This is a genomic window from Nostoc sp. (assembly GCF_036917775.1).
Classification (GTDB): Bacteria; Cyanobacteriota; Cyanobacteriia; order Cyanobacteriales; family Nostocaceae; genus Nostoc.
Genome location: NZ_JBALEQ010000153.1, coordinates 17,420 through 39,274 on the forward strand (window position 1 = coordinate 17,420; position 21,855 = coordinate 39,274).

Sequence of the window (21,855 nt, forward strand, 5' to 3'; positions counted from 1 at the left end):
AAAATTAAAGAGCCATCACGGTTTCAGAGCAACAAAATTTATGGAATTTTTATTGCTCTGGTTTTTGTGTATCTTCTGGTTTTTCAGGCTTTTGTTCATCAACTTTTTCAGTATTACCTGCTTTCACCCAACCTTCTTGTTCGCTATCTTCCAAACGGATCTTTTGCCAACCTTTATCCTCGCTTTCTTCCAAAATAATAATTTTTTGATTAAAAGCAACCCCACCAATTTTTTCAGCCTCTAGATTTGGTTGCGATCGCAAACTCAAGCCTTCAGCCCAACTAACACGCCCTCGGTAAGCTCCCGATGGCAATGCTTTTGGTGATGGGGTAGCCTTTGGTGATTCTGTGGGAGTAGGGCTTGAGGTTGGAGATGGTTTAGTAGATATTCCAGGTGTCAGGCTGGGTTTAGCTCCTCCAGGCTCAGTTCCTTTTGGAGCTTGGGCTTTCACCGAGGGACTATCGTTGGAATAAACAGGTTTGGCAGGGGGTATGCCGGTGCGATTCATAAAATAGAGTGCAATTGCAGCGCCGCCACCGATTAGGACAGCGATCGCTAAGAAAATCCCAAGTATAAATTTTGTTAAGCCAGACAACATAGTTAAAACCCGATCGCCAGTAGTAAATAGTCAATAGTCAATAGTAATTCATGATTAACTGTTGACTATTGACTCAGCAATTATTAACTAATCAATTATTGTAGCTACTGCCAAATGCGTTTATGTAGTGCGCCGGAGGCGTTCGCTTAAAGGATTATGTTTCGATGCTAAACGCGCTCTCCCAGCCGCCGCCCATTCTTGGAGTTGCTGAATTTGCTCTACAGCAGTTCGCGCCAAGGGGATAATCTGACTTGCTGCTTCTAAAATATCGTCAGTAGCAAAGTCACGGTTTTGGCTAAATCCAATGTGCATTGCTTCAATTAAAGTTTGCTCAATCTCTGCCCCAGAAAAATCGGGTGTTTCATAAGCTAATCTTTCGATGTCATAACTTTTCAAGTTATGGGGGCGCAATCGGGATAAATGAACATCATAAATTGCTTTTCTCTCTTCTTGGGTGGGCAATCCCACAAAGAAAATTTCATCAAATCGCCCTTTACGCAGCATTTCTGGCGGTAGGGCTTGGATGTCGTTGGCAGTGGCGACGACAAAAACAGGTGAGCTTTTTTCAGCTAGCCAGTTAATAAAAGTACCAAACACACGGCTGGCTGTTCCGGCATCACCTTTGCTACCAACTCCAGCAAAGGCTTTATCTATTTCATCAATCCATAAAATACAGGGCGCGAGGGCTTCAGCTACTTGGATCATTTGCCGAGTTCGAGATTCTGATTCACCCACCAAACCACCAAATAACCTGCCCACATCCAAACGTAGTAAGGGTAAATGCCAGTGATGAGCGATCGCTTTTGCCGTTAACGATTTACCAGTTCCCTGAATACCCACCAACATTAAACCACGGGGGTGCGGTAATCCGTACTGTCGAGCCTTATCAGTAAATGAGCCTCCCCGACGGATCAGCCAGTCTTTGAGGTTATCAAGTCCGCCGATATCAGAAATTTGCTCAGTGGCGGGGTAGAAGTCCAAGATTTGGGTTTGGCGGATAGTTTGGCGCTTTTCTTCCAAAACGAGATCCACATCTTCTGGTTGCAATTCGCCGTGGGTAGCGATCGCTTTTGCTAAAACCCGACGAATCCGTTCCATCGAAAGCCCCTGACAAGAACGCACCAAGTCATCTAAAACTTGGCCAGAAAGTGAGTTACCAGTACTTTGTAGTAAGCGTTCCACCTCAGTTTTAATTTCTGCGGCGGCGGGTAAGGGAAACTCGACGACTGTCAGCACTTCGGTTAAATCGTCAGGGATGGCGATGCGTGGCGACAATAGGACAATATTTTTTGGTTGCGACTTGAGAAGTCGGGCGAGATTGCGGAGTTTGCGAGCGATCGCTACATCATCTAAAAAGCGATGATAATCTCGGAGAATTAATACCGCAGGTGCGGAAGCTGGTAATTTTTCGATAAATTCTAAAGCTTGCAACGGGTTACGTCGCCCAAACCCCACATCATTGGGGTTTCCCTGATAGCCATCGACAAAATCCCAGGTATACACTGGGCGATTACCCTGGTTGGTTGCTTCTTCCCGGATAGCTGCTTCTACCCGTTCTTCCTCATAAGTGGGAATATAAATTAAGGGGTAACGGGCGCGTAGCAGCAGTTTAAACTCTTCACGGAAGTTCATATATAGCTGTTATTGGTTAGTTTATCTTGAACGCAATGTACAACTTTCTTGGTTCAGAAAGCCAATGAGTAACCAGCAAGAACAATACAATATTGCTTTTCTCGTTCAGCAACTATGCACAAGTCAAGATAACGCTATTCTCAAACAGACTGCTAAACATTTGGGATTTATTGGTGCTAATAACCCGGATGTAATAGCTGCCTTGATTCATGTAGTACGTACCACAATTGATGAACCAACACGCTGGGCAGTAATTCAAAGTTTGAGCGAAATTGGTACTGATAATAATGATGTTATCCAAACTCTGATTGAGCAAATCAACACTGCTCGTATACCTACCCGCAGGATAGCAGCTCAGAATTTGGCAAAAATTGCTGTTGGTAATCAATATGCAATTACTAGTCTAATAAGTTTGGCACAAATAACTGAAGAAGAACATACTCGGCAGTATGTTGCTTATAGTTTAGGATTTATTGCAAAAGGTAATAGAGAGGCTGTTAACGCTCTAATTGATTTAATCTATAAAAGTTCATATGAATATACTCACAACTTGTGTGTTGACGCTTTTATAAATCTTGATGAGTGGAATCAAGATATAATTGACGCTCTAATTCATATAGACAACAAAACAGCAGAATTTTATACTCGTTTCAAAATGAGTCGAATGTTAAAAGAAAGAGGCTATACTTCGGATTCTTCATTTCGTCTATTTTTAGAAAAAATTAAAGAAGAAATTAACCAAACTGAATAATAGGTTTGACTTTTCACAATATCTGGAAAACTTCTCCTCTTGTGGCTTAAGGGGTTAGGTTTTACGTAGTTCATCCTAAAAATTCTGGGTCGTTTAATATTTCTTCCATCATTTGACCAAAAGATGGATATCTTTGTGCGTCTCCATATTTAGAATCAAAGAACCAAGCTTCCCACTCACCATTAGTTGTAATAACTTTAGGATTAAGTAAAAAAATCATAAAATATTCTTCAGTACTAATTTCTAGACACGTTTGTAGATGTTCTACACGAATATAAGATTGCTCATTACCGTAAATAAAATATTCTTCGTCTGGTATTGGTTTCAAATTCTGGTGCAGTTCTATTAACTCATCTATATAGCTTTCTCTATCTAAAATATACCACTGAATTTCTTCAACTGAAGAAAATTTGATGCCATACTCTGAAGTAGAATATAACCCATTAGAAACTTTGATAAACTCTCTGTAAGAAGGCGGAAAGGTTACACCTAATCTAGCTTCAGCAGCAGAAATTTGCTCTTCAGTTGCGCCTGGATAGCCTAAAAATCCAGATTCAATAACTTCTGGAGATAACTCTTCCTGCTCATACTCTTCAAGTGCTTCTATTTGCTGACGGCTCCATTCTCTAATACGACTTTCCCAGTCAAAAGCCTTCATTATGTGATTTTTTGATTTAAAGTTAACTAATTAGTAGTTTAACAAAATAAGCTTTAATAGTATTAACTGATAAATTTTGATGTTAAACATTAGGGGTTGTTTGAAAAGCCAAGGTGATTAGAAATCGCAGCTACGCAGACAAGAGCTTCTAAACATTCTGATTGACTTAGTTTTAATAATTGACAAAATATAACAATTTTTGATATTTTTTAGATAGAAATATGACTATCAACTCCTACCAGAAGTATTTAATAAAATATAAAGCAATAAGCCTGTGTAGACAGGCTTAGTTCGTGTAGCCGCAGACTTTAGTCTGACGGAATTATTAAATTACTGTCCCGGAAGTTGCTTTTTCAAAGCTTCCAGAGAAGCCCAACGGTTATCAACTGGAGTTTCAGGACTCACAACTCTCAACAGTACTACTTCCAGGAATACCTGGACTAATTGCGATGCCTACGGCGGTAAACTACGCACGGGCGGGAAATCACCTTGGTTAAGATGCTCTTAATGTTCTGTTACCAAACCTGGGAAGGTTTTAGATTTAGTAAGGTAGGATGTATATACTCAAGTAAGGAATCCTTACATTTGATAGCAAAGACTAGGAGGCAAGTCATGCTCGCCAAGTTAACTTCTAAAAATCAACTAACGCTGCCTAAAAGCATTACTCGTGAAATCGGTGAGGCTAAGTATTTTGAGGTAAAGGTGGAGGGAGGGCAAATTATTCTGACTCCTGTAAAAATTCAGAGAGCTGATGCAGTTCGATCTAAGCTGGCGGATTTAGGACTAAGTGAGCAGGATGTGGCTGATGCAGTGGCTTGGGCGCGTCAATCGTAATGGTTTGTCCACGGGTGGCAATTGATACTAATATCATCATCTCAGCGCTGATATTTGGGGGCAGAGTATCTAGGCTTCGTTTGGCATGGCAGGACGATCTCTTCACTCCACTGGTTTCTAAAGCGACAACAACTGAGTTAATCCGAGTGCTGGCTTATCCAAAGTTTAAGCTCACGCCAACTGAGCAAGAAGATTTACTATCGGATTACATACTCTTTTGTGAAGCTGTAGCGATGCCCGGCTGCTTGCCTGTAGTTCCTGAATGTCGTGATCCGTTTGATGTGCCTTTTTTACTTTTGGCTGTGGTAAGTGAGGCTGATTATCTCATGACGGGCGATCGCGATTTACTCAGTCTAAAAGATAATTTTTCTTGCCCGATTATCACGGCTGAAGATTTTCTAAATGTTATTGATGGTCAGTCACCCTAATTTTTCTGGTGATCCCTTGTGAAAAAGCAGAGGGGCAGAGGAGAAAAACCACGCCACTTGCGGGTGGGGCTTCAACTAAGGAAGCGAGGGAGCAAGGGAGCTATCGCCCACAAGGGGTGAGGCTTTGAACCTTATCTTTTTCGTAAACTACGCACGGGCGGGAAATCACAGAATTTGAGCCATCAGCAATAGGCTATTAGCTCGGAAGTTGCTTTTTCAGTGCTTCCAGAGAAGCCCAACGGTTATCAACTGGAGTTTCAGGACTATCAGAAATCTCAGCAGTACTACTTACAGGAATACCTGGACAATTCCTACTGCACAACTGTCGCTGAGGTACTGCCAAACACATCTGCTCATATAGCCATTCGTTGGGATAAAAATGACCATCGGGTGGCAGGGTTTCCAGCAACTCTTCCATAATCACTTCCCTTTCTAGGGGCAAGTCATTTACTTGATTTGCAGCTTCGTCTAACCAGATAATTTCTTTGGTATCAAGCCCTAAGCGGCGATTGTATTGCTGCAAGCAGCGATTGCAGGTACAAGTAATAATTGTTTCTGCCTGAGCAGATACTTCCAGGTAAGTGCCATGATGCTGCACGCGCACATGACCGCGAACTGGTGTTAACGTTTCCAGACCAGGCAGAAATTCTTCAACTTGAACTTCCTCTGTCCGCTCCGGGGCTTTGGTTAGCTGCGGAATATAAATTGCGTCCATAGGATTTGTGAGACATCCTCACGAAAATTAATGGTGATTACCAGCAATAATACTGATACTACATCTTTATTTTAGCTTTTAGGAACAAGAGAAATTTTGAAATTATATTGAGCTTTCAATTAACTCTTAACTCTTGTACAGACGCGATTAATCGCGTCTCTCTTCTTCCAACGAAGCTGGCCGCACAACCAGATGGCGATGCGGTTCTTTACCGCGACTGAAGGTTTCCAAATCTCCAAATTCCTTCAAGAAGGTATGGATTTGTCGCCTTTCAGCAGAACTAAGAGATTTGATTTCCACTTCTCTACCAGAAAAGCGCACTTCATCGGCTGCTGCTTCTGCTAATGCGCGAATTTCGGCTTCTCTTTTGACCCGGTAGCCATTCAACTCAATAGTGTAAGAGGCTTGTTCCTCTGGGGGTTGGCTCAGGTTTAAAACCGAATTTGCTAGATACTGAATCGCATCCAGCACAGAACCATCAGTACCAATTAATACCTGGATTTGTTCTGTCGTCAAATTAGTTTGCTCGATTGTCAACCAGTAATTATCTGGTTCTGGGGAATCGCTGTCTTGAGATTGGGTAGTTTCTAAATGACCTTGAATCTCAGCAGGTACTCCAGTGAGTTCCAGCAGCGTTTTTAACCACTGCTGACCTCGCTGCATCGAAATGTTACTCATGATCCCCCTGTGGCCTTTTTCTTGGAACTTTTCGGTTCAAATGGCAATGCTTTTTGTTCGGTGACTGTTACTTCTTTCTCCTGAGTTTCTACAATTTTTTGCAGTTCTTCTGGTAAAGGTTCGCGGGAGAGAAGATAAGTTTGTGCAGTTTGGAAAATGTTACCAATCACCATATACATCAGCACCCCGGCTGGTAGGGGGAAGAACAAAAACATCCCAGAAAATATGACTGGAGTAATTTTGTTAACTGTATCTTGCTGCGGATTGCCACCACTGGAATTTTGCCCAGAGAGCATTTGGCTAACATAAAGGCTGATTCCAAAGAAGACGATCATGGCAACAATATCCCAGTGGATTGTGCCATCTGCATCTTGTGCGCCAACTCTGCCTAAAGCATCAATGAATAGAAAGCCTTTTTCTGCTGCTAGTCCAGGAATTGTTCCTTGAATACTAACTTCTCCTGGTTGTAAGGCTTCTACATTGCCCTCAGCATCAATTTTTATTCGTTCTTCGCCTTTGGTGATTTTCCAATCAGGAGTTAGCTTATTTTCTGGATGTTCTGCTAAAAGTACCTGAAATGGTTTGCCCTCAACAGTCTGATATTGAATTTTAGTGTGTTCTCCAACGGCCAGTTTGCTACCACTGGGAAGGATTGCAGCTACTTTAACGTGTTCCCCATCTGCAACATAAATATTTTGAGGAGCAGTAGCAAAGGCTTGCGGTTGAATCTGCTCGATTTGTTCTGCGGGAACGATTTGCAGGTTAACGCTGTAGTTTGCACTTGCAAAAGGAGAACCCCGCAAAGTGGCAAACAACGCTAATAAGACCGGCATTTGTACTAATAACGGAAAACAGCCTGCTAAGGGGTTGCCAAATTCTTTTTGGACATTGACCATTTCCTCTTGCTGCTTTTGCGGTTCATCCTTATAGCGCTCTTTAATTTCTGCCATCCGCTTCTGCATCAGAGGTTGTACAATTCGCATCTTCCGCATATTGCGAATTGAGCCAGCACTCAGGGGATAGAGCGCGAAGCGGACTATCAATGTCAAAGCAACGATCGCCAATCCGTAGCTAGGCACAATACCATAGAAGAAATCTATGATTGGCAGCATCACGTTGTTCGAGAGAAAGCCGATACCAAAATCCATTATTCTGAATTCAACCTGAGGTACTGTAAACTGACTGAATCTAATTTATCTAAATCATAAATTATGTGCGACTACCCTTAGCTACGGATAGCCGCACATGCCAAAAGTAGGGGAGTAGGGAGTGGTATGTATTTTTTGGTAAGTGCGAAGTTCTGAATTTTGTATTTTATCTGAGCAAATTCGGCATTCCCTATTCCCTGCTCCCATTACTTATTAGCAGCTACCGTATATTCGGGATTTTTCGCAGCAATTCTTTCATTAATGTAGTCATAGACTTCCCGAAATTTGGGAATTGCACGCAATTCGAGACGACTGCCGTTTTTTAGGGTTAGTACCATATCTCCCCACAAGCCAATGCCACGGGGAATTGTGACAACTTTGACAATTTCTGAGTAAATTATGTCAGTGCGATCGCGCCCCTGCCAACCTCCAATCACCGTAACTCGGCGATCAGTGATGCGGAAACGCAGCCACAATGCTCTGACAATTGCCCCCACTGTTAATGGTATCCCGACAATGGTTAGCCCAATTATCAGGTTGACAATTAAATCGCCAATGTGGGGGCCACCTTCATAATAAACATCTTCACGAATTCCCATCGAACACCTCAGCTTGTGCCAACAACTGCTCTAATTCTTGCAGAAATTGTGGGCTTACGCACTTAGATTCTGCTGCTGTAGGTTTGACAATAAACACTAATCGCCATCCTGGTGATAATTTGGGTAACAAATTATATAAAGCAGAAGTAATTTGCCGTTTGATTCGGTTGCGAACCACTGCCCTTTTGCTGACTTTTGTGCTTATAGAAATGCCAATGCGGATGCTGGAAATATGCAGTGAGTCAATTGGTTGTGTAGTCTGAGTGGCAGTGTCCAAAGAAGGTTTTCTTGAAGACAACGGCTTTAAGGCTCTCAATGTTAAATAAGAGCCATTACGCCGAATTCCTTCCCGGAAAACTGCCTGAAAATCCTTGCGGGATTTTAGCCGATTTGCTTTAGGCAAAGCCACAGATACTCTTTTAGCTTAAATATGCCCTAAACACTCAAACGGTGACGGCCCTTTTTTCTCCTAGCTCTAATCACGTTTCTACCATCTGGTGTCCGCATTCTGGCACGAAAACCAGAGGTTCTTTTTCTCTTACGGCTAGTACCGCCTAGTGTTCTTTTCATACTGTTCTCCTCTTAGGTGATTTTTATAAAAACTCACAATCTCTAATTGTATCACTTTTTTAGTGAATTGGAAATTGGGCATGGTTACACCCAATCAGCACTCTTAATTGATGCTCAAAATCCATGTTCCCATGTAGCGCAATAGTGGTACATCACCAGGGGAAAGCACTTGACAGTTAAAGTAGTAAACGCCTCCAAAAGATGGATTTTTCACGTTAGATAAGACTACCTCAACTGCGCTACCTGCTGGTACAGGCTCTTGGGGAAAAATATTAATCAGCTTACCTTCTTTGTCCCACTTCACCTCAGAAAGCGGAACTGCTTTGCCTTTGACTCGGACTTCAATTTTGTTCTGGTCAAAAGTTCCTTTGTAATAATTAGGGTAGGTAATGGCAAATTGACCAACAGCCAATTTCATTCTTTGGGCTGGAATCCTTAATATATATCGATCCCAACCATTGGCTTGTCCACCAAAATCTAATCGGAAGGGCAGTTGATTTTCGGCTTTAACGCCGCTAAACAGCGTAAATCCAGGTAAACTTTGTGCCCAAGTCAGGGCTGGAAATCCAGTCACTAAACAGCTAGTCACGGCTAAAGCGGAAAGTAAACGTCGCATAATTGAGCTTCCTCTACCAAAAAATAAATCTGTTATCTAAAATAACCGTGTGTTAGTATTCGTTACTAAAGTTTACTACTCACTTCCTGACAATTGACGTTCAGTAACAACAAAAAGTGCCATCCTCCCTGATGCTTAGACGGCGTAAAATTACTTAGCAATAAATTTTACATATAACCAATTTACTTCATTACCCTTATAGAGTCCTGATTTGATGACTAGGTTGGTCAAATTTTGAACTCAATAGAAATACCGTTGGGATGGGATTGTGTTTCTAAATATGTATAAGTGTATCTAAATTTGAGAATTTTGTTATAAAAATTGAGGCGTGCCATCAGCGATCGCCAGTTAAGTTGGGCTAAATTGATTAAAATAAGTTGGATTGGAATCAAAGTCGTAATCATTAAAATTTGATTTGGAAATTATCAAGCCTTCAAAATTTGGTCAATATTACTCTATAAGAAAGGAATACCAAAATTTTTCAATCCCGAAAACAGGCTAAAGATAAAGATGCAAAATTTGGGAATCAATTTTAGGATGTGCAATACGTAACCCTGTTTGCAACTATCTGGAAATATGACATCTGCGAGCGGCAAAGTGAGGATTTGCCTGGAAAGCTAAGAGTGGGAGAGGAAAGATTCAAGGTTCAATCTACAAGTAAAAGTCATAGCTGATGTTCCTGCCTAAGTACTATTAAGTGCGGGATATCCCTCATCTAGACAATCACTTACTTGGCAGAGATTAGGTATTTATCTTCAGGAGATTTCATGAGAATAGCAGTTGCTAAAGAAATTGAAGTTTGTGAACGTCGTGTAGCATTAATTCCTGACACCGTTGCTCGATTGGTAAAACAAGGTTTAGAAGTTTGGGTAGAAACAGGTGCAGGAGAGCGATCTTTTTTCAGCGATCCTGATTATGAAGCCGCAGGAGCCACAATAATCAGTGATACTGCCAAATTATGGGGCGAAACAGATATTCTTTTGAAAGTCAGCCCACCACAAGAACGAGAAGATGGGCGCTCAGAAATTGACTTGTTAAAGGAAGGGGCTGTATTAGTCAGTTTCCTCAATCCTTTAGGAAATCCTGTTGTAGCACAGCAACTAGCAAACCGGAAAATTACAGCCTTGAGTATGGAAATGATTCCCCGTACTACTAGGGCGCAAAGTATGGATGCTTTGTCCTCGCAAGCTTCATTAGCAGGTTACAAGGCAGTATTAATTGCCGCAGCTGCATTACCGAAATACTTCCCAATGTTAACCACAGCCGCAGGTACGATCGCTCCAGCGAAAGTATTTATTATGGGCGCTGGTGTAGCGGGATTGCAAGCGATCGCCACCGCTAGACGTTTGGGAGCAGTGGTAGAAGCCTTTGATATTCGTCCCGCCGTCAAAGAAGAAGTGCAAAGCTTAGGGGCAAAATTCGTTGAAGTCAAATTAGACGAAGAAACCGTCGCTGCTGGCGGTTACGCCAAGGAAATTTCTGAGGCTAGTAAACAACGCACCCAAGAAGTTGTCGCCGAACACATCAAAAATTCTGATGTAGTGATTACTACAGCCCAAGTTCCTGGGAGACAAGCACCACGGCTCGTTACAGAAGAAATGGTGGCACAAATGAAACCAGGTTCAGTAATTGTGGATTTGGCTGCTGAACAGGGTGGTAACTGTGCGTGTACAGAACCCGGTAAAGATATTGTGTGGAACGGTGTGACAATTATCGGCCCCATCAATCTCCCATCATCGATGCCAATTCACGCCAGCCAATTGTATGCCAAGAACGTTACATCGTTGATGCAATTGCTAATTAAAGACAAAGCTTTGCAGGTAGACTTTAGCGACGACATCGTTGATGCAGCTTGTGTTACCCACGCTGGTGAAATTCGCAATCAACGAGTGCGGGATGCGCTACAAGCTTTGAATACTCAACAACCGGCGGTTAATTAGGGAGATGAGGGGGATGAGGAGGAAGAACTAATGCCCAATGCCCAATTCCCCATTCCCACTTATAAAAGGAGTTTTGATTTCATGACAGAGGCATTACTTGCTGCTTTGTTTGTATTTGTTTTGGCATCTTTTATCGGCTTTGAAGTCATCAACAAAATCCCACCGACTTTACACACGCCTTTAATGTCAGGCTCAAACGCGATTTCTGGGATTGCGGTACTGGGAGCAATAGTTGCTGCTGGTGCGAGAGATACGAGTGTGTCAGTAATTCTCGGTTTGATTGCTGTGGTATTGGCAACAATCAACGTTGTGGGTGGTTTCTTAGTAACAGACAGAATGTTGCAAATGTTCAAGAAGAAGGAGATTAAGGCGTGAGCGACTTTTTACCAACTGGCATTCAGCTGACGTACTTAGTCGCTGCATCGTTATTCATTCTGGGCTTGAAAAAGCTGGGATCACCTGCTACAGCGAGAAACGGTAATATTGTAGCGGCAGTGGGGATGCTGCTAGCAATTGTGGCAACAATGCTGGATCAGCATGTATTGAACTACGAGATGATATTGTTGGGCTTGGTGATTGGATCGTTGATTGGTGCGATCGTTGCCTACAAAGTCCAAATGACCGAAATGCCCCAAATGGTGGGTTTACTCAACGGTTTGGGCGGTGCAGCTTCGGCATTAGTAGCCGTTGCAGAATTCTGGAGGTTATTAGATAGTTCTCAGCCGATACCCCTAGATGTTAACATTTCCATGCTATTGGACGTGTTAATCGGTGGTGTTACCTTCACAGGTAGCTTTTTAGCCTTTGCCAAATTGCAAGGTTTAATTAGCGGTTCGCCGATTACATTTCCATTCCAACAACCATTTAACCTCTTGCTTCTGGGTGCTTATATAGTAGGTAGTGCCTATTTAATCATCACACCAGATAGCTTACCCATATTCTTGGGAGTGGTTGGCGTTTCATTGGTGTTGGGTGTGATGTTCGTCATCCCCATTGGTGGCGGCGATATGCCAGTGGTAATCTCGCTGTTGAACTCGTTGTCAGGTGTGGCGGCGGCGGCGGCTGGATTCGTGGTGATGAACAATATGTTAATCATCGCTGGTGCTTTGGTGGGAGCATCTGGCTTAATCCTTACCGAGATTATGTGTAAGGCGATGAACCGCTCCTTATTTAGTGTGCTGTTCAGCGCTTTTGGTACAGGTTCTAGTTCTGGTGGTGCTGCTGCTAGTGGTGGTGCAACCGATCAAACTGTCCGCAGTATCGATCCTGAAGAAGGGGCGATGATGTTGGGTTATGCCCGTTCTGTGGTAATTGTGCCCGGTTATGGTATGGCAGTTGCTCAAGCGCAACATAGCGTCCGGGAATTGTCAGATCAGTTAGAACGGATGGGCGTTGATGTCAAGTATGCTATTCACCCCGTTGCTGGAAGAATGCCGGGGCACATGAATGTGTTGTTGGCAGAGGCAAATGTGCCTTATACCCAGTTATACGACATGGATGATATTAATCCCCAGTTTGAACAAGCAGATGTGGCTTTAATAATTGGGGCAAATGATGTGGTAAATCCGGCGGCGCGGAGTGATAAAAATAGCCCGATTTATGGTATGCCGATTTTGGAAGTAGATCGGGCAAAGCAGACGATTGTAATTAAGCGCGGGATGAGTACGGGTTTTGCCGGTGTAGACAATGAGTTGTTCTACAAGGATAAAACTACGATGCTTTTTGGTAGTGCGAAGGATATGGTGGCGAAGTTGGTTTCGGAAGTGAAGCAACTTTAAGAGAAACGAACCGCAGAGGCGCAGAGAGCGTAGAGTAAAGAATTTAGAGAGTTAGCTTGTCTTGGGGGTGTGATGCTTCTGAGGCAAGTTTTTTTAATGAATGGAGCTAGTTTTCTAAAATTTAACGTTTTGCTACCAAGAAGAGGACTTTTCAAACATCCTCTAAGGTTGCTCCCAAAAAATCGGTTCTGCTGCAATATCATCTAAATGGATGCTGCCTAACAAATTCTGCCACTCTGCTTGCAATTTTGCATCTTTAGGATTTTTCTGGCGTAGTTGAGCCAGTGTGGTAAGTGCGTCGTACCATATCCCGTTTTGGGCATAGATAGCATAGCGCTTCAAAAGTTCTGTCGTTTCTAGCTCTTTAACTACGGCGGGATTGAGTTCGACTCTTTGTATTACCCCTTCAACGTAAGTCGGGGGAGCATTCTTTTCCTGGTCACAGCTAATGGTGAAAAACCAGCGATATTGTTTGTTTAGTGCCAAGCTAGGAGAAGTGGTAGGTAGAGACACACTGATGACTCCTGCTTTCTCTGGTAGAACGATCGGTTTTTTATAAATCTCGTTAGAGTCTTGATCTTGCAGCACAAATTCAACTGCATAAGGAAAATCTTTGGTATATGGCACATAGAAAAACCAACTTGGGTGTTCTAGTGTTGTCTTTCCCCAGACATTGATTACTGAGTTAGCTTCCTGAGTAAAGGACACTAAAGCAGTCAGGTCATGTTTAGTAATTTGGCATCCATTTAGGTTGCGCTTCGCTCCACCACGAACGCGGCCTCCAGGAGGAGGGCCAGATGGAATTGGAGGTTGATTAAAGGTTGTGGATTTAGTATGGCTTGTTTTAGCTTCAGAGCCTAGGCGTAGCCCACCATAGGCATCACTAGTTGAAGAACCGACGTTTGGTTTCGCCAGTACTGGAGTCAAGCTAACTAATAAGTTGGTACAGCTAAAAGCTACTACTAAAAACAGTTTTATCGGTTGTGAATTGGACTTCATAAAAAACCTTCTTGAACTATGTAAGCCTGGTAGATTTATCTGCTGCTTATCTAAAAATTTAATCAAAAAAATATTTCCCTATTGCCCATTCTCTACCTGCACTTTAGTTGCTGAATTATAAATTGACATCAGGCTAACCGTGGCTACTAGCGACAAAATTGACGGGACAAATGGCACCCAAGCACCGGAAATTAATAGACCAAAGCAAAGTATATACAGAACACCAGAGGTAATACTAACTGCCAATGCCAACCAAGGCAAGGAAAACTTTCGCCAAGCCAAAACTCCTCCTACCAAAGACCAGCCCCAAATCCAGATCGCCTCAGCCCAAAGCGACCAAACCCACAGCAATGGCCGCCCATCCTGCACAGCACTGAGAATCTGGCTGATCATGTGGGCTTGTACTAACACTCCTGGCATTTGCTCATCTAAAGGAGCCCCATAGGGTGTAGGCCAAGTGTCTGGAGAATCCCCCCTTGCTGTCACACCAATCAAAACAATCTTGTCTTTAATAGCACTGGGGTTAATTGGACTAGCTAAAAATTGGGTCAGCTTCACCTCTTGAGCTATCTGTTTTGGAGAGCGGTAGTTAAGTAAGATTTGACCGCCATTAGCATCAATATTCTGATAGCCGCCAGTGCGAGACTTCAGATTCGGAAAAATAGTTTTACCGAGTTGCAAATTCCCTTCAGGGGTGAACTTTGGTTGAATTCCTGAAGGGCGCAGATATAAGGAGGCTAGTTGTAGACTGAATGCAAAGGTAGCAGGACACAACGATGTCGGCTCCTGGTTCATGAACAGGAGATGGCGACGGATAACTCCATCAGAATCGTGAATAAAGTCACTGAATCCCAGGTTTGTTGGGGGGATTTCTGGTGCTGGCTTAATACCAGTGATGTTTGCTGTGCTATCACTTCCTTTACATACACCAACCAAATTTTGAGTTTTTTGAAGACGAGTAATTAAATCTGGTTGTTTAGCTGGAAAATCACGGTAAATATCCAAGCCGATCGCACGGGGTTGATATTTATTCAGTTTTGCCAATACTTTGTTAAGAGATTTTTCGGAAATGGAAGCTCCAATCAAGGACTCATTATTCTGTCTTTGAATTGCCAGATCGTCATCATCAATTGCAATTATCAACAGACGCGAATCTAGCGGCTCCGCAGGGCGCGATCGCATCATCTGGTCAAAGGCGGGAATTTCTACACTTTCTAGCCATCCTAAGCATCTCACCCCAAAAAGCAAACCTGTAATCGCCAAACTAGATAACAAAGTTGTTGCTAATCTGCGTTTGGTAGACAAAACTAAATTTGGGGTATCTTTAGGTTTTGTTGTAGACCTTAATTCATCCCAAGTGGGTGGTATCTGCGCGGGATTTTGGCAAATCATTGGTAGCCAAGTTGCACAGGGAAATCGATCCTCAAGTCCTTGCAATCGTTCCCGTGCTTGGCGTACCGCTTGATATAAAGACTCACCACCAGCAAAGCCTTGGAGAAAATACTTTAAGAATTCCTTCGCAACCTGGTCTGGGACTGGTTCACGCATGACGATTATTTGAGGAATTTGCAAATCAGCCAATTCTCGCGCTAATCCTAATCCATCACAGGAGTTGAATATAGCTAGTTGCAAGCCGTTCTCAATGGCTTTCTTCAGAGCATATTTTAATTCGCCAATGGTCAGACTATCAGTTTTATTCAGGTAAATTCGTCCACTTTCTCCATTTTTGTTACTGGAACTGTGCCCAGCAAAGAAGAGAATATCCCAGTTTTTTCCCCAAAGATGCTCGGTTAATTCTTTTCGTTGTGGTTCGACCAAAAAGCAGACTTCTGCGTTACCACACTGTTGGAGTAAAGCTTGATCGGCCTCAGTATCAATCCCCTGACTATTGCCCACAATAGCCAAAATATTGACTAATGGATTTTTTGGGCGTGGCTTGTGAATGCGCTCGTAAGATGGTGAAGAAAGAGCGATTTCAGCCTTGGGGTAGCGTTCTAACAAATCCCACAGATGCCAAGGCAATAGCTGTAACTGGCTATTTTCTGTTTGCAAAATTACTCGCACTTCTTCTTCGGACGACAATCTTTCTAACCATTTTTCTCTCAAATGGCGAAACTCTTCTGCTCGCAACCAGGTATTAAAGCGGGCCCGTAAGATACGGGAAGTGTTTTCGCAGTCTTGAATCATCGAGACATTCGTTACCTGCATTTTGTCAGCATGGAGACGATAACGATTGCCTATCTGCCGATAACTAGACTGCCAATGACTATAATAAAGCGGCATTTCGGGAAATGAAGGTAGTTTCCCCGTGATTTCTATTGCCGCCCGCTCATGTTCTTCACCAATTTGGAGGGTGACAGCAAACCCCTGCTCAAAGCTACCCTCTCCGAACTTCAGAACCACTAACTTACCCATGACCGTCACTATCCCCTCTGTGCAAAATCATCCCCTGTTCTAATGTCTCATAACAAGCTCCACACGCTTTTGCAGACTTTTTTCAAAATCCCCAAAACTGGCTTGAATTTTTAATTTTTAATTTTTAATTAACTAATTAGCACTTAATAAATTACCGACAAAGAGGGAAAATAGCTAGATGTTTTAAATCTGAAAATGCTCAGTAATGCTAGTATCATTAATGGCTACCCTAACACTAAATTGTTCTGTCGGTTCACCGCGAAACTGTAACTGAATGTAGTTGTCTGATTTTCTCGATTGAGCATCTAGAAATACTGCTCCCGAACTATCTAGAACGGTGAGATGAACTCCGGGTGGTAAGTAGATTTGATTCCCAGTGGCGTGCAATTGTAGATGAATACTGGTTTGTTGATTTTTTTCTGGGCTGATTTCCACAATCAACATAACGGGTTGGTTAAGAATTTGGATACCTAAATCAATCAGTTTTGCCCGTTTAGTAATTGATTCTGGTTGATTGAGGGCATTGAGTTCCAAAGTTTCGGTACTACGAAAGGCATAAACTGGTCTAAGTTCCGGCAAGTTCCACAAAGATTCAATCGTTTGCCAACCTGCCTCAAATATACCAGTAAACCACTGACTCAAATTCACAAGTGAACTAACTGGAGATTGACGTAGTTCTCCCAAATGGTCGATAAATGCTTCCAATGGTTGCAGTTGTTTTAAAGGCAGTGTTTCAGTTGCTACACTAGGAATAAAACCAAGCAGCTTCGCTTCTTGGAGTGATTCATCAAATTGAACTACTAAATAACCCACCCGTTCTTCCCAAGTTTCTGGGGGAATAAAACATATCTCTTGATGCTGATGGACAGGGCGACACTCTAGACGACCAACTGAGGGCAATTCTAAGTCAGCGATATTTCCGCAGAGGCGCATGATGGGGTTCCAACTGTCGCTAGCTTGGAGGTTGGTAGGAATATCCATCATTTCCAAATAGTCATTTACCACCCACACAGCTAGCGTATTCAGCCGAACTTGCTCTGCTTTTTCTGAATTTGCCTGTTGGTTAGCAAATTTCTGGGCAGTGATGCGAGCTAATTGGGGAATCGGTAATGTTAAAGCGAAATCGTCTAGCTGATGGGTGGAGTTATTCATAAATCAATCTTTAGTGATCAATGCTGCTATGTACATATCATCCGCATTCACTAAATTTATGCCACAAAATAGAGAATGATTATTAGAAAAATTTAATAAGGGATTGGGAATTGCGGAAAATGCGATCGCGTAGGCGATCGCACTAATTGATATTTATATTTGGCAACGCCTACTTTATATATACTGGCAAGGCGATCGCACTGATCTAAAAGATTATTCGAGAATACTCCAGATCCACGGGTGTACAGAACTTAGAACGGGAAATCTTTCATCTTTCTAAGAAGGAAACTGCAACTTAATACCTTTTTGACTAAGTAATTATACTATAAAAGCTGCCTCAATTCCTCAACGGAATTTACGGTTTTGATGGCTTGTTGAATTGCTTTCAATTGCTGTAAATCTTTAATTTGATAGATAATTGGCATTAATTCTAAGCCAGGATTGCCAAATTTTATCTCTAATAACGTCTCAAGACCCGTCTGAATTCCACGAACTTCTCCACGGGCTTCCCCACGGGCTTCTCCTTCGCGTAAAATTTCTTGATACCAAGGTGATTCGCGCAACACAGCCATATCCCACCTCATGATTTCCTGAACTAAGGCACTCTCTAGTACAAAAGTAGCAAAAAAAGCTAAAACTGTTTCTAGTTGGTTTAATTGTTCATCTCTACGCAAAATTTGTAATGCTTCCCGGATTATGGATTCATTCTCCCCGCCTTTGAGAATTGGTACAAAGGGAAGCAATAATGGTAAAGGTTGTTCAAAGACAATATTCACATCAACTTCCCACAAATTAATGACGCGATAATCTTGACGTGATTGTAAACCTGCAACATTCGATGTGTAGGTTGTGGGAATTTGCGTGTCACTTACTTTCAGAATGTTGATTAGTACAGGATAGACCGATAAATTATACTTCTCTTCCGCTAAAGAAGCATACGCACGCATTCGGCGGGGCATTTTGGAGTTATACCGTAATTGTAACTCGGTAAGAACTAGAAATTCTCCATCTAGGGGACTTTCAACGCGGATTAAAACATCACTTTCCCTACTTATCCATTGAAATTCTGCGTTGAGAATTTCCCCAACTGTAATGTCGGGAATTTGAGTTACCCATCTCACCCAGTTGTCGGGTGCAAGGCTAATTAAGCGTTTGGTGCTGACATCTGCGGGTTTTGTCATCGTCAAAAAATCATACTACAATATCCAGATCACCAGAACCTTCTCAGTGCATTAATTGAAAATAAGCTAGTGGTGATGAACAATCTTCTCTCGGCATTATTTGCACTTTTCTGTATAGGTAAGACATTCATCTCCAATTAAAATAGGCGGAGACTTTAAAGAGGACATTAAAAAGAGTGCTGATTTTAAATATTACCTGCAATGGCTAAGTATTGAGTAGTAAAGCTTAAAAAAACTTTTAATTTGGATAAAAATATGGTGATGAAAAGTTTGAAAGAACATCAAGTTTATAGGCACTTAGCAATGGAAAAGAAGCTCGGTATTCTTGTTGTCGATGACCACCAATTAATTTTGACTGGTACTCTTGATGTCTTAAGTCGAAAGTATCCAGAAGCTGCTATTATCAAGGCTCAGACGGCAAAAGATACGCTTTCTCAAGTGCAATGTTACCAGTTCGACTTGATTGTGATGGATTTATCACTTCCCGATCGCCAAGGAGAGACAGCAGAAATTGATACCGGAATTAAGCTGTTGCAAACTTTACTTAAAGAATATCCCCATCAGAATTTCATAGTGCAAACTAGTTATGTGAAAGCCTTAATCAGAATTAAACACGAGATTGATAATCATCAGGGTGGATTTGCGATCGCAGATAAAGGATTACCTGAAGATGAAATGCTCATGCGGGTTAATTTAGCACTTCAGGGTGCAACTCACACAAAAGACATCAAAACAGGAATCGAACTCAAGCCGGAATGGTTGGATGTGTTGCGTTTGGCTTTTGAAGAGAGTTTGACAGATAAGGCGATCGCAGACAGAATGTATAAATCGGAGCGAGCGGTACGTACTTACTGGACGAAGATTCAGGATGTTTTGGGGGTGTATCCTGAAGACTGCAAGCAAAGTGGTAAGAATATGCGAATCCTCACCGAAATTCGTTCCCGTGAAGAAGGTTTAATTGATTAAAGAAAGGCAGGAGGCAGGAGGCAGGGGGCAGAAGGAAGAAAAAGGTACAAACCTTGCACGCCACTTGCTCATCTTGACTACGAGCCAAGACCGAATGGCACGCCTGTTAATCGCAAAGCCCTGATATAACTTGCTTTTTGAGTGTGGGGAGTGAAATCCTAAATTAAATGAGAAGGGGAATCTGGAATCGTATTTGCCAAGAATTTGGGTTGTGGTCGCTGGCTGCACCTCCAGGGATTATAGTTCTATTTGTGGTGATGTTGATCCGAATAGCCGGGGGAATGCAATCTTGGGAATGGATGCTTCTCGATACGATGTTACGTTTACGTCCGCTAGAAAAACGTGATGAACATATAGTAATTGTGGGTATCGATGAAAAGGATATTGCATGGGTTAAGCAGTATCCAATTCCAGATGAGAAGATTGCAGAGTTGCTTACCAAGCTGGAAACTTATAAACCCCTAGCTATTGGTTTGGATATCTTCAAAAATGTTCCTGTTGAACCTGGTGGCGAACAACTAGCGCAGGTATTACAGTCAAATTCTAAGATTATTGGCATTGAAAAAATTTTACCACCCGGAGAAACTTCACCACCCCAGAGCTTGCTACCCGAAAGAGTTGGGTTTGTTGATTTACCTAATGATGAGGATAGCAAAAATCGACGCTATTTGTTGTATACGCCGAATCCTAAGAATATCAACGAAGATAAATATTCTTTAGCATTGCGGTTAGTTACGAAGTATTTAGATGCAAAAGGAATTGAGTTACAAACGGGAAAAAATGACCCAAATACCATCAGATTCCGTGAGATTGAATTACCCCGAATTACCCATAATTTTGGCGGATACGTCAGGGTTGATGATGGCGGATTGTCAATTTTAATGAACTTCCGCAACAGTGAGCAACCTTTTAATGTTGTGTCGCTACGCGATATTCTCAATGGTCAAGTTGATGCAGAATTGCTGCGCGATCGCATTGTGTTAGTTGGCAACCGTAACCTGAGTACGGGAGATGCTATTTATACATCTGCCTTGCCTGGCTTAAAATTAAGCGGTCAAATTTATGGCATTGACTATCACGCTCATGTGATCAGTCAAATTTTGAGTACTGTAATGGATGGTCGCCCAATGTTGCACAGTTGGGGTGATATTGGAGAGTATACATGGATATTGATTTGGGGGTTTTTGCCGATTATGATCGGACGGCTGACCCAATCTGTTTGGAAAAATATACTGAGTGTGAGTGTAGCAGGATTTTGCCTGTTTAGCTGCGGGTATATAATGCTGTGGGTGTGGGGTGTATGGATTCCTGTAACACCGGGTTTGCTTGTATTAGCCGTGAATGGCGTAGGTTTGAGTGCTTTTGCATTTTACCAGCATGATAAATTCTTGCGATCGCAAATTCACGAACGTCAAAACACCATTCAACACACTTTTACCGTAATTCATAATGGCCCTTTGCAAACCCTCGCTTATGGATTAAAGCATCTACGTGCTAAAGATATCTCTTACGAGCAATTGCTGGGACAATTTGAAAAACTCGATCGGGAGATTAGAGAGATTGGCGAATTTCTCAAACTCGAAGCATTAACTACAGAAGAGAGTTTACGTTTAGGTAGCGGATTAATTCTTGAATTGAATCGACCACTTCACGATTTGTTATATGAAGTTTATTCTAGTACCTTAGAACGGAAGGATTTTGAGAACTTTAAAACATTAAAAGTTAAAATTCGCAATTTTGACCCAATTGATGATAAATATTTAAGTATGGAAGACAAACGGGGAGTTTGTCTTTTTTTGGAAGAAGCTTTGTGTAATGTTGGTAAACACGCCCAAGGAGTCAAGCGTGTAGAAGCATCAGGTGTTTGTAGTTTAAATAACTATAAATTGTCCGTCAAAGATAATGGTTCGGGAATCACATCAAAACTAGAAAATAAAGGCACAAAGCATTCTAAAATACTTGCTCAACAATTAAGAGGAGAGTTTCTACGCGAATCACTTTCTCCTCGCGGGACTATCTGTGAAATTAGTTGGAAACTTAAAAGGGAATTTGAATTTTAAAACTTTATATTTATGATTTGGTTCAGAGAATGTTTGAAAAGTAGCAAATTGGATCACTATCCCTCCTATATCACCCAAAAAATGGAGGAATAAGCACTCAAAGTCCTCCAATTTATCGGAGGATTTAGGAGCAATAC

At 42.1% G+C, this 21,855-nt stretch carries 23 protein-coding genes; 8 read left to right on the forward strand and 15 right to left on the reverse strand.

Annotation, left to right across the window (positions count from 1 at the left end; genetic code table 11):
• Nucleotides 1-49: 49 nt before the first annotated feature.
• Together V7K69_RS30290 and V7K69_RS30295 are read right to left on the reverse strand one after the other, a co-directional pair.
• On the reverse strand, nucleotides 50-598 hold the full coding sequence (locus V7K69_RS30290) for an SH3 domain-containing protein (RefSeq protein ID WP_335041500.1): 549 nt from the start codon (nucleotides 596-598) through the stop codon (nucleotides 50-52).
• A 120-nt stretch (nucleotides 599-718) separates the two neighbouring features.
• The gene (locus V7K69_RS30295) at nucleotides 719-2,230 is read right to left on the reverse strand and encodes an AAA family ATPase (protein ID WP_335041503.1); all 1,512 of its coding nucleotides are present in this window, start codon (nucleotides 2,228-2,230) and stop codon (nucleotides 719-721) included.
• A gap of 64 nt (nucleotides 2,231-2,294) precedes the next feature.
• Between V7K69_RS30295 and V7K69_RS30300 the strand changes: the two genes are divergently transcribed.
• Complete coding sequence (locus V7K69_RS30300) at nucleotides 2,295-2,981, forward strand: HEAT repeat domain-containing protein (protein ID WP_335041505.1); 687 nt, start codon at nucleotides 2,295-2,297, stop codon at nucleotides 2,979-2,981.
• A 70-nt stretch (nucleotides 2,982-3,051) separates the two neighbouring features.
• On the opposite strand, the gene V7K69_RS30305 is transcribed toward V7K69_RS30300, so the two are convergent.
• A complete protein-coding gene (locus V7K69_RS30305; protein ID WP_335041507.1) occupies nucleotides 3,052-3,639 on the reverse strand; it encodes an SMI1/KNR4 family protein in 588 nt (195 codons plus the stop codon).
• Nucleotides 3,640-4,251: 612 nt separating this feature from the next.
• On the opposite strand from V7K69_RS30305, the gene V7K69_RS30310 reads away from it, so the two are divergent.
• Entirely contained in the window at nucleotides 4,252-4,473 is a 222-nt protein-coding gene (locus tag V7K69_RS30310) for an AbrB/MazE/SpoVT family DNA-binding domain-containing protein (RefSeq protein ID WP_335041510.1), read from the forward strand.
• On the forward strand, nucleotides 4,473-4,901 hold the full coding sequence (locus tag V7K69_RS30315; RefSeq protein ID WP_335041512.1) for a putative toxin-antitoxin system toxin component, PIN family: 429 nt from the start codon (nucleotides 4,473-4,475) through the stop codon (nucleotides 4,899-4,901). Before V7K69_RS30310 ends, V7K69_RS30315 begins: the two co-directional genes overlap by 1 nt.
• A gap of 196 nt (nucleotides 4,902-5,097) precedes the next feature.
• Here the strand turns inward: V7K69_RS30315 and V7K69_RS30320 are convergent, their stop codons facing one another.
• From V7K69_RS30320 to V7K69_RS30355, 8 genes are all read right to left on the reverse strand, one after another.
• A complete protein-coding gene (locus tag V7K69_RS30320) occupies nucleotides 5,098-5,616 on the reverse strand; it encodes a YceD family protein (RefSeq protein ID WP_335041515.1) in 519 nt (172 codons plus the stop codon).
• A 147-nt stretch (nucleotides 5,617-5,763) separates the two neighbouring features.
• Nucleotides 5,764-6,294 carry a Jag family protein gene (locus V7K69_RS30325; protein ID WP_335041517.1) on the reverse strand — a complete coding sequence of 177 codons (531 nt, stop codon included), beginning with the start codon at nucleotides 6,292-6,294 and terminating at the stop codon, nucleotides 5,764-5,766.
• The gene (gene yidC / locus V7K69_RS30330; RefSeq protein WP_335041520.1) at nucleotides 6,291-7,442 is read right to left on the reverse strand and encodes a membrane protein insertase YidC; all 1,152 of its coding nucleotides are present in this window, start codon (nucleotides 7,440-7,442) and stop codon (nucleotides 6,291-6,293) included. The genes V7K69_RS30325 and yidC overlap by 4 nt, the downstream gene beginning before the upstream one ends.
• Before the next feature lie 206 nt (nucleotides 7,443-7,648).
• Nucleotides 7,649-8,041 (reverse strand): PH domain-containing protein, encoded by a 393-nt coding sequence (locus tag V7K69_RS30335; protein ID WP_292702128.1) that lies wholly within the window; start codon nucleotides 8,039-8,041, stop codon nucleotides 7,649-7,651.
• Complete coding sequence (gene rnpA / locus V7K69_RS30340) at nucleotides 8,028-8,450, reverse strand: ribonuclease P protein component (protein ID WP_335041524.1); 423 nt, start codon at nucleotides 8,448-8,450, stop codon at nucleotides 8,028-8,030. The genes V7K69_RS30335 and rnpA overlap by 14 nt, the downstream gene beginning before the upstream one ends.
• Nucleotides 8,451-8,476: 26 nt before the next feature.
• Entirely contained in the window at nucleotides 8,477-8,611 is a 135-nt protein-coding gene (rpmH, locus tag V7K69_RS30345; protein ID WP_012408291.1) for a 50S ribosomal protein L34, read from the reverse strand.
• Nucleotides 8,612-8,714: 103 nt separating this feature from the next.
• Nucleotides 8,715-9,227 (reverse strand): DUF2808 domain-containing protein, encoded by a 513-nt coding sequence (locus V7K69_RS30350; protein ID WP_194142634.1) that lies wholly within the window; start codon nucleotides 9,225-9,227, stop codon nucleotides 8,715-8,717.
• A gap of 227 nt (nucleotides 9,228-9,454) precedes the next feature.
• On the reverse strand, nucleotides 9,455-9,631 hold the full coding sequence (locus tag V7K69_RS30355; protein WP_335041529.1) for a hypothetical protein: 177 nt from the start codon (nucleotides 9,629-9,631) through the stop codon (nucleotides 9,455-9,457).
• A 363-nt stretch (nucleotides 9,632-9,994) separates the two neighbouring features.
• On the opposite strand from V7K69_RS30355, the gene V7K69_RS30360 reads away from it, so the two are divergent.
• From V7K69_RS30360 to V7K69_RS30370, 3 genes are all read left to right on the forward strand, one after another.
• Nucleotides 9,995-11,167: a Re/Si-specific NAD(P)(+) transhydrogenase subunit alpha gene (locus V7K69_RS30360; protein ID WP_335041531.1), complete on the forward strand. Its 1,173-nt coding sequence runs from the start codon at nucleotides 9,995-9,997 to the stop codon at nucleotides 11,165-11,167.
• An 81-nt stretch (nucleotides 11,168-11,248) separates the two neighbouring features.
• Nucleotides 11,249-11,542 carry an NAD(P) transhydrogenase subunit alpha gene (locus tag V7K69_RS30365; protein ID WP_012408294.1) on the forward strand — a complete coding sequence of 98 codons (294 nt, stop codon included), beginning with the start codon at nucleotides 11,249-11,251 and terminating at the stop codon, nucleotides 11,540-11,542.
• Entirely contained in the window at nucleotides 11,539-12,945 is a 1,407-nt protein-coding gene (locus tag V7K69_RS30370; RefSeq protein ID WP_335041533.1) for an NAD(P)(+) transhydrogenase (Re/Si-specific) subunit beta, read from the forward strand. The genes V7K69_RS30365 and V7K69_RS30370 overlap by 4 nt, the downstream gene beginning before the upstream one ends.
• A gap of 162 nt (nucleotides 12,946-13,107) precedes the next feature.
• Here V7K69_RS30370 and V7K69_RS30375 read toward each other — a convergent pair whose 3' ends face one another.
• The 4 genes from V7K69_RS30375 to V7K69_RS30390 form a co-directional block, all read right to left on the reverse strand.
• Entirely contained in the window at nucleotides 13,108-13,944 is an 837-nt protein-coding gene (locus V7K69_RS30375; protein WP_335041535.1) for a DUF928 domain-containing protein, read from the reverse strand.
• Nucleotides 13,945-14,022: 78 nt separating this feature from the next.
• Complete coding sequence (locus tag V7K69_RS30380; protein ID WP_335041537.1) at nucleotides 14,023-16,359, reverse strand: CHASE2 domain-containing protein; 2,337 nt, start codon at nucleotides 16,357-16,359, stop codon at nucleotides 14,023-14,025.
• Nucleotides 16,360-16,542: 183 nt separating this feature from the next.
• Nucleotides 16,543-17,511, reverse strand: a complete 969-nt coding sequence (locus V7K69_RS30385) for a DUF1822 family protein (RefSeq protein ID WP_335041541.1) — start codon at nucleotides 17,509-17,511, stop codon at nucleotides 16,543-16,545.
• A gap of 323 nt (nucleotides 17,512-17,834) precedes the next feature.
• Nucleotides 17,835-18,692, reverse strand: coding sequence for an Rpn family recombination-promoting nuclease/putative transposase (locus tag V7K69_RS30390; protein ID WP_335041543.1), 858 nt, complete (start codon nucleotides 18,690-18,692; stop codon nucleotides 17,835-17,837).
• Between the two features lie 255 nt (nucleotides 18,693-18,947).
• On the opposite strand from V7K69_RS30390, the gene V7K69_RS30395 reads away from it, so the two are divergent.
• Both V7K69_RS30395 and V7K69_RS30400 read left to right on the forward strand, forming a co-directional pair.
• Nucleotides 18,948-19,658 carry a response regulator transcription factor gene (locus tag V7K69_RS30395; protein WP_335041545.1) on the forward strand — a complete coding sequence of 237 codons (711 nt, stop codon included), beginning with the start codon at nucleotides 18,948-18,950 and terminating at the stop codon, nucleotides 19,656-19,658.
• Between the two features lie 167 nt (nucleotides 19,659-19,825).
• A complete protein-coding gene (locus V7K69_RS30400; RefSeq protein ID WP_335041547.1) occupies nucleotides 19,826-21,718 on the forward strand; it encodes a sensor histidine kinase in 1,893 nt (630 codons plus the stop codon).
• Nucleotides 21,719-21,855 lie beyond the last annotated feature (137 nt).